Raw genomic sequence first — 7381 nt, forward strand, 5'->3', positions numbered from 1 at the left:
GTCGGAGGCGGAGCCGCCGCCCGCAGCGCTCCAGCCGCAGCCTCGTCACGGTCGTCGGCGTCGTCGTGCTCCTCATCGCCGCCATCGCCTTCGCCAACCGCGGCGGCGGCTCCCCCTCCGACTCCCCCGGCGGCGGCAGCCAGAGCGGCGGCTCCTCCAACGGCGCCCGTTCCCAGCCCACATCCCCCACCGGCACGAAGCCGGTCAACGGCAAGGACGCGGGCATCCCCACGGGTTACGCCCGCACCGACCAGGGCGCGCAGTCGGCGGCCGCCAACTACGCCGTGGCGCTCGGCTCCGACGGCATGTTCGACGAGGCCCGCCGCCACACGATCGTCGCGGCGATCCACGCCCCCGAGGTCGTCGACCGCCTCCAAGGTGACCTCGACCGTGCCTACTCGCCCGGTTTCCTCGCCAACGTGGGGCTCAACGAGGACGGAAGCGTGCCGGACGGCTACACGTTCGTCTCCCGCACCGTCCCCGTGGGCACCCGCGTGACGGGCTTCTCCAAGAACGCGGCGACCGTCGAGGTGTGGAGCACGGGCCTCGTCGGCCTGGCCGGGGAGGGCTCGACGAAGCCCGTGAGCCAGACGTGGTTCACCATCACCGAGCAACTCGTCTGGGTTGACGGGGACTGGAGAATCGAGACGTCCGGCCAGAAGGAGGGACCCGCGCCCGTCAACGGCGACAACCGCGCGGCCGACGCCGAGGAAATCGCCAACGCGGTCCAGGGTTACGGAGGGTTCACGTATGCCAGGTAGCCACCGGCGCCGCGCGCTGTCCCTGACCGCCCTAATCGCGGCTGCCCAGACGACCCTCGTGCTGGCCGCCTCACGCGCGGCGGCCGCACCCAGCCCCACCCCCAGCCCGAGCGGCAGCAGCAACCCGTGCGACCTGATCGTGGGGCAGGCCCGCGACTACTGCGAGGGCGGCACAGGGTCCAAGAACACCCCCTCCGTGGCGGACCCCCTCGACCCCCTGGACTCGCTCGCGCGCGGCTGCGCCGACGCCGCCGCCTGGGTCATCGACGGCCTCTCCAAGGCCGTCAACAGGACCGCGGCCGTGGACTTCACCAACAAGGCGTTCCTCACCCAGTACGCCGTCGTCTTCGCCGCCTCCACCTTCCTCACGCTCCTCCTGTGGCTGCTGGCCGTCGCCAAGCGCGCCGTGCGCGGGGTGCCCCTCACCGAGGCGCTGACCGAGGCGGTCGGCTTCCTCTGGCTCACCGTGATCGCCTCCGCCTTCACGCCGCTGATCCTCTACACCGTCGTGTCGGCCACCGACGGCATCACGGAGGTCATCGCCTCGGGCACCTCCGCCGGCACCGACACGTTCTTCGGCTCGTTCCAGGACGCGTTGACCAAGGACTCCGACATCGGCGGCGGCCCGATCATGCTGATCGTGGTCTCCCTGGTGTCCGTGCTCGCCGCCGGCGTCCTGTGGCTCGAACTCGTCATCCGTGCCGCCCTGCTGTACGTCGGCGCGCTGCTCGGCACCGCCGTGTACTCGGGCCTGGTCGACAAGAACATGTGGCACCACGTGCGCCGTTGGGCCGGGATCATGATCGCGGTGATCCTCGTCAAACCGGTGATCGTGGTCGTGCTGGGCCTCGCGGGCGCGCTCAGCGGCTCCGACGGGCCCACCGCGTTCGGCGCCGTCGTATCGGGTCTGGCCATCATCCTGCTGGCCATCTTCGCCAGCGCGATGATCTACCGCTTCGTCCCCGGCTTCGGCGACGACGTGGCCAGCCTCCGCAGCAACCGCAAGGCGAGCGCCGAGTCCCAGGCCGCCGCCGTCATCTCCTCCCCGGCCGCGCTGGTGAAGCAGGGCATCAAGACGCACAGCACCCGCGGCGGCCCCCAGGAGCAGGCCTCGGGCGGCGGCGCACAGCCCACGAACGCCGTGCCCAGCGGCATCGCCGCGCACAGCAGCCGCAACGGCACCGCGCCGGCGCCGGCCCCCGCGCCGCGCACGAACCCTGACCGCGGCAACGGCGGCGGAACCACCAGCAAGACAGCAGGAGGCGAAAGCCGGTGACGTCCCAGCCCTACGCCGCACCGCAGCAGCGCCGGACGTACCTGATCGGCAAGGCACGTCCCAACGCCATCGTCGGCAAGAACCGCGAGACCGGTGAGATCGCCCTGATCATCGTCGGCGCGTTCCTCGGCATGATGAGCGGCCTGCTGATCCCCGTGCTGCCGCTGCGCATCCTCGGCCTGACGGGCTGGCCGCTGCTCGCCTTCGCCGCCGTCTACATGCCCTACCGGCGCCGCACCTTCTACCGCTGGTTCGAGATCAACCGCAGCTACCGCCGCACACTGCGGTCGGCCGCGACGTACCGCTCCACCGCCGCCGAGTCCGGCACCCGGCTCGACGGCCGCGAGGTGGAGATCGGACCGCCCCCCGGCATCGGCCGCATCACCTGGCTGTCGGCACCTTTCGGCCCGGACGAGATCGCCGTGCTGCTGCACGTCGACCGGCGCACCGTGACCGCCGCCATCGAGATCGAGGGCCCCGGCGTCGGCCTGCGCGACAGCGAGGACCAGGAGGCCCTGGTCGAACGCTTCGGCACCCTGCTGAAGCACGTGGCCAACGGCGACGGCTTCGTCACCCGGCTGCAGATGCTCGCCCGCACCCTCCCCGCCGACCCCGACGCCCACGCCAAGGACGTCGCCCAGCGCGGCGACGACCGGGCCGAGCAGTGGCTCAAGGACTCCTACGACCAGCTGCAGTCGATGGTGTCGACCTCGTCCGAGCAGCACCGCGCCTACCTCGTCGCGTGCATGCACTACAGCCGCGAGCTCGCCGCCGAGGGCAACGCCATCGCCCGCGCCGCGGGCGGCGCCCGCAAGTCCCTCGACAAGGACGCCGGCATCGCCGCCGTCATGGCCCGCGAACTCACCGACATCTGCGCCCGCCTCACCGAAGCCGACATCCGGGTCCGGCAACCGCTCGGCCAGGCGCGGCTGGCGTCGCTCATCCACTCCATGTACGACCCGGACCACCCGATCGACCACATCCAGGCGATGACCCGGCGCAACGCCTGGCCCGCAGAACTGGACGCCACCGAGCCGACCTTCCTCCAGGCCAAGACCCGCGAGTCGGCCACCCGCGCCCCCTGGTGCCACTCCACGGCCTGGATCAAGGAGTGGCCGCTGACCCCCGTCGGCGTCAACTTCCTCGCCCCGCTGCTGGTCCACACCCCGGACGTGATCCGCACCGTCGCCGTCTGCATGGACCTCGAACCGACCGACGTCGCCATCGAGCGCATGCTCACCGAGAAGACCAACGACGACGCCGAGGCCAGCCGCGCCGCCAAGATGAACCGCGTCGTCGACCCCCGCGACCTCGCCCACCACACCCGCATCGACCAGCGCGGCGAGGACCTCGCCTCCGGAGCCGCGGGCGTCAACCTGGTCGGCTACATCACGGTCTCCTCCCGCTCCCCGGAGGCCCTGGCGCGCGACAAGCGCACGATCCGCGCCTCCGCGGGCAAGTCGTACCTCAAGCTGGAGTGGTGCGACCGCGAACACCACCGGGCGTTCGTCAACACGCTTCCGTTCGCGACCGGCATCCGCCGCTGAGGGGCCGGGAGGTAGCACCATGCGCCTGTGCGCACTTGACGCACCGTCTCCAGGGACGGCGCTAATGGGAAGGACGACAGGGACAACGATGCCACGCCGGAGCCTGCGCCCCAGGCGCGACGACCGCTGACGCCGAGGAGGCTCTCCACCCATGGCCATGCTGGACCCCCTCGCAGCGATCACCGACGCCTTCACCAGCTTCCTCTTCGGCAAGGTGGAGTCCACCCGGCTCCCCGTCCGCACCTCCACGGGCCAGGCCCAGGCCGTCTACATGCCGACCGCCGCACCCGGCCTCGGCGACTCCGGCGTGATCATCGGCCGCGAGGTCTACTCCGGCAAGGGCTACATCTACGACCCGTTCCAGCTGTACGGGCAGCAACTCCCCGCCCCCCACTGGCTGGTCCTCGGCGAGTCCGGCAACGGAAAGTCCGCCCTGGAGAAGACGTACGTCCTGCGGCAACTGCGCTTCCGCGACCGCCAGGTCGTCGTCCTGGACGCGCAGGGCGAGGACGGCGTCGGCGAGTGGAACCTCATCGCCAAGGCCCTCGGAATAACGCCCATCCGCCTCGACCCGATGGCGGCCCTCGACGGGGGCATCAAGCTCAACCCGCTCGACCCGGCGATCACCACCACGGGCCAGCTCGCCCTGCTCCGCACGATCATCGAGGTCGCGATGGGCCGCGGCCTGGACGAGCGTTCCGGCTTCGCGCTGAAGGTCGCCCACGCGTACGTCCACGACACGGTCACCGACCGCCAGCCGATCCTCACCGACATCGTGGACCGGCTGCGGCACCCCATGGCCGACTCGGCCGAGTCGATGAACGTCGACCTGGAGGACGTCCGCGCCTGGGGCCTGGACGTGGCCCTCGTCCTCGACCGGCTCGTCGACGGCGACCTGCGTGGCATGTTCGACGGCCCGACGACCGCCGGCATCGACCTCGACGCCCCGCTCATCGTCTTCGACCTGTCCCACATCGACCGCAACTCCATCGCCATGCCGATCCTCATGGCGATCGTCGGCGTCTGGCTGGAGCACACCTGGATCCGCCCCGACCGGAAGAAACGCATCTTCCTGGTCGAGGAGGCCTGGCACATCATCAACAGCCCGTTCGTCGCGCAGCTCTTCCAGCGACTGCTGAAGTTCGGCCGCCGTCTCGGCCTGTCCTTCGTCGCCGTCGTCCACCACCTGTCCGACGTGGTGGACGGCGCCGCCGCCAAGGAGGCCGCGGCGATCCTCAAGATGGCCTCCACGCGCACCATCTACGCCCAGAAGGCCGACGAGGCGCGCGCGACCGGCCGGGTGCTGGGCCTGCCCCGGTGGGCGGTGGAGATCATCCCCACCCTCACCCCCGGCATCGCCGTCTGGGACGTCAACGGCAACGTGCAGGTCGTCAAGCACCTCATCACGGAGACCGAACGGCCGCTGGTCTACACCGACCGCGCCATGACCGAGGCCTCGGCCGACGAGGACGACAGGGCGGACGGGATCGACGAGCCCCGGGTCTCCCTCGACAAGCAGCTGGCCGACGACGCGGTGGCCTGAACGGGGACCTGACCATGGCGAGAGCGCAGCACCACGGACAGGAGCGCGAGGGCGGCATCCCGGACGGGCTGATCCTCGGCGTCATGGGCTTCCTGCTCGGCATGACCGTCCTGGTGTGGACGGGCACGGGGATAGCCGGCCTCGTCTCCCACGGGGCGTGGCCGGCCGAGGTCCACTTCACGCGCACGCCCGTGGCCATGCGCCACCTCATCGCCGACCCCCACGACATCGCCGGGGCCTGGCGGCCCGCCCCGACGGCGGGGCTGCCCGGCTCCGGGCTGTTCTGGGGTGTGTTCATCGGGCAGTTGATGGTGCTCTTCGTCCTCACGGTCTTCGTGATGGGCGTCGTCGCCCGCACCCGGCTGCGCCGCGCGGCACGCCGTACGGCCGTCCAGAAGGCCGCGGAGGCTGCCGTGGAGCCGGGGACCCCCATCCGGACCCGCCAGGCCGCGCAGCGGCCCGTGGAGGCCCCTGAGCCGGCCGCCCCCGAGCCTGAACCCGTACCGGTGGGGCCTGCCACCGGCGTCCCCGCCGCCGGCCCCGCGGCTCCGTCGGTGACCATCGACCGCGAACTCACCCGCACCTACGCCGCCTTCGCCGCCCTCCGCAGCGACAAGGGCAAGCGCCTCGTCCAGCCGTCCGTCCTCAACGCGGCGGGCCCGGTCCTCGTCACCACCGCCGACCCGGACACCTTTCACCAGACCGTCGGCAACCGCGCCAAGCTCGGCCCGGTCCACGTCTACGACCCGGCCCACCTGGTGGACACCCCGGCCCGGCTCCGCTGGGCCCCGCACTCGGGCTGCGAGGACGTCCCCACGGCCGTCATCCGCGCGCGTGCCCTGCTCTTCCCGGTACGGCCGCGCGCCGCGGTCGACGCCGCGATGTTCGACGCCGCCGAGACCCTCCTGCGCTGCTGGCTGCACGCCGCCGCCGTCGACGGCCAGCCCTTCCGCCAGGTGCACCGCTGGGCGGGCGGCACCTCCGGCCAGGACGCCGTCCGCATCCTGCGCACGCACTCCAAGGCCGCCTCCGGCTGGAGCGGGGAGCTCGAGTCCGTCCTCCACGCCCACACCCACCGCCGCGACGCCGCCCAGGCCCTCGTCCACCGCGCCCTGGAGTCCCTCAACTCCGTCCACATCCGGGACGCCTGCAATCCGGGACGCGCCGACGGCCTCGAGCTGGAGTCATTCCTCAAGGATCTGGGCACGCTCTATGTGGTGGGCGAACCCAACGAGGATCCGCGAACCCACCCGGGTGCAATGCCGTTGCTCACCGCACTCGTCTCCAGCGTGGTCGAGCACGGCCGGCGCATGGCCGCAGGGTCATCCTCCGGTCGGCTCGACCCACCAATGACCCTCGTGCTGGACGACATCGCCGCCCTCGCGCCGATCCCGGAGCTCCCCGACCTCCTGGCCACCGGCACCTCGGCGGGCTTGCCCACCCTGGCCGTGCTCCGCTCCCCCGAACAGGCCCGCGACCACTGGCGAGGGCCGTTGTGGCAGCGCGCCGACACCCGCCTCGTCCTCGGCACCCAGCCCCCCGCGCTCCTCGAAGAGGTCCCGGACGCGGTGCGGTTGCCCTAGCGCGCTCCCTACGGGCGCTCCAGCTCCATCTCGTACTCGGTCTGCGACTCGTCCAGCGGGAACGCCATCGTCCTCCCCGTCCTGACGAAGCCGAGCCGCTTGTAGAAGGCCTGCGCCCGGTGGTTGTCCTCGTGCACCCACAGCCGCACGCGCCGCACCTGCTCCGGCAGCTGCCACGACCACTCGATCGCCGCACCCAGCAATTCCGCGGCCAACGCCCCGCCCCGGAACTCCGGCCGTACGTAGACGCCGACCAGATGCGTCTGGGGCACGGCGAACTCCTCGCCCGTCTCCACGAGTACGGCCACGTTCGCGACGCGTTCGCCGGCCTCGTCCTCCGCGATGAACGCCTGCGTCCGTCCCCGCTGCTGCCACACCTCGTCGGTGAACGCGGCCTCGGTGTCGTGCGTGTTGACGAAGGCCACGCTGCTGGCGGGGTCCTTGAGCGCCTCCAGCCGCAGGGCCCGCTGGGCACGCCACTCGTCGGGCCGGGATGCACGTATCGTGTAGCTCGTCATACCGCGATCGTACGCAAAAAAGCCCCGGCCCCCGAGTGATTAAACTCGGGGGCCGGGGCTCAAAATTTGTTCGGCGGCGTCCTACTCTCCCACAGGGTCCCCCCTGCAGTACCATCGGCGCTGAAAGGCTTAGCTTCCGGGTTCGGAATGTAA

6 protein-coding genes and 1 rRNA gene are annotated in these 7381 nt (G+C 71.6%); 5 read left to right on the plus strand and 2 right to left on the minus strand.

The genetic code is table 11. The annotated features are described in order from the left end of the window. From PV341_RS42105 to PV341_RS42125, 5 genes are all read left to right on the plus strand, one after another. The coding region (locus tag PV341_RS42105; protein ID WP_500360625.1) for a DUF8175 domain-containg protein at positions 1-761 on the plus strand (761 nt) is incomplete at its 5' end. Then, positions 751-2037 carry a hypothetical protein gene (locus PV341_RS42110; RefSeq protein ID WP_500360627.1) on the plus strand — a complete coding sequence of 429 codons (1287 nt, stop codon included), beginning with the start codon at positions 751-753 and terminating at the stop codon, positions 2035-2037. The genes PV341_RS42105 and PV341_RS42110, both read left to right, overlap by 11 nt. Beyond that, positions 2034-3584 (plus strand): SCO6880 family protein, encoded by a 1551-nt coding sequence (locus tag PV341_RS42115; protein ID WP_500360628.1) that lies wholly within the window; start codon positions 2034-2036, stop codon positions 3582-3584. The genes PV341_RS42110 and PV341_RS42115 overlap by 4 nt, the downstream gene beginning before the upstream one ends. Positions 3585-3741: 157 nt before the next feature. Further along, positions 3742-5127 carry an ATP-binding protein gene (locus tag PV341_RS42120; protein WP_500330819.1) on the plus strand — a complete coding sequence of 462 codons (1386 nt, stop codon included), beginning with the start codon at positions 3742-3744 and terminating at the stop codon, positions 5125-5127. A 14-nt stretch (positions 5128-5141) separates the two neighbouring features. Further along, positions 5142-6710 (plus strand): type IV secretory system conjugative DNA transfer family protein, encoded by a 1569-nt coding sequence (locus PV341_RS42125; RefSeq protein ID WP_500360630.1) that lies wholly within the window; start codon positions 5142-5144, stop codon positions 6708-6710. 8 nt (positions 6711-6718) lie between these two features. Here PV341_RS42125 and PV341_RS42130 read toward each other — a convergent pair whose 3' ends face one another. Together PV341_RS42130 and rrf are read right to left on the minus strand one after the other, a co-directional pair. After that, entirely contained in the window at positions 6719-7228 is a 510-nt protein-coding gene (locus PV341_RS42130; RefSeq protein WP_500330695.1) for a GNAT family N-acetyltransferase, read from the minus strand. A gap of 68 nt (positions 7229-7296) precedes the next feature. After that, a 5S ribosomal RNA gene (gene rrf / locus PV341_RS42135) occupies positions 7297-7381 on the minus strand; the annotation flags it as partial.

Source organism: Streptomyces sp. PA03-1a, assembly GCF_033792805.1.
Taxonomy (GTDB): domain Bacteria; phylum Actinomycetota; class Actinomycetes; order Streptomycetales; family Streptomycetaceae; genus Actinacidiphila.

Excerpts from the sequence above, each read along its gene's own strand:
- PV341_RS42110 (WP_500360627.1), top strand. The coding sequence starts at position 751 with ATGCCAGGTAGCCACCGGCGCCGCGCGCTGTCCCTGACCGCCCTAATC.
- PV341_RS42120 (WP_500330819.1), top strand. The coding sequence starts at position 3,742 with ATGCTGGACCCCCTCGCAGCGATCACCGACGCCTTCACCAGCTTCCTC.
- PV341_RS42125 (WP_500360630.1), top strand. The coding sequence starts at position 5,142 with ATGGCGAGAGCGCAGCACCACGGACAGGAGCGCGAGGGCGGCATCCCG.
- PV341_RS42130 (WP_500330695.1), bottom strand. The coding sequence starts at position 7,228 with ATGACGAGCTACACGATACGTGCATCCCGGCCCGACGAGTGGCGTGCC.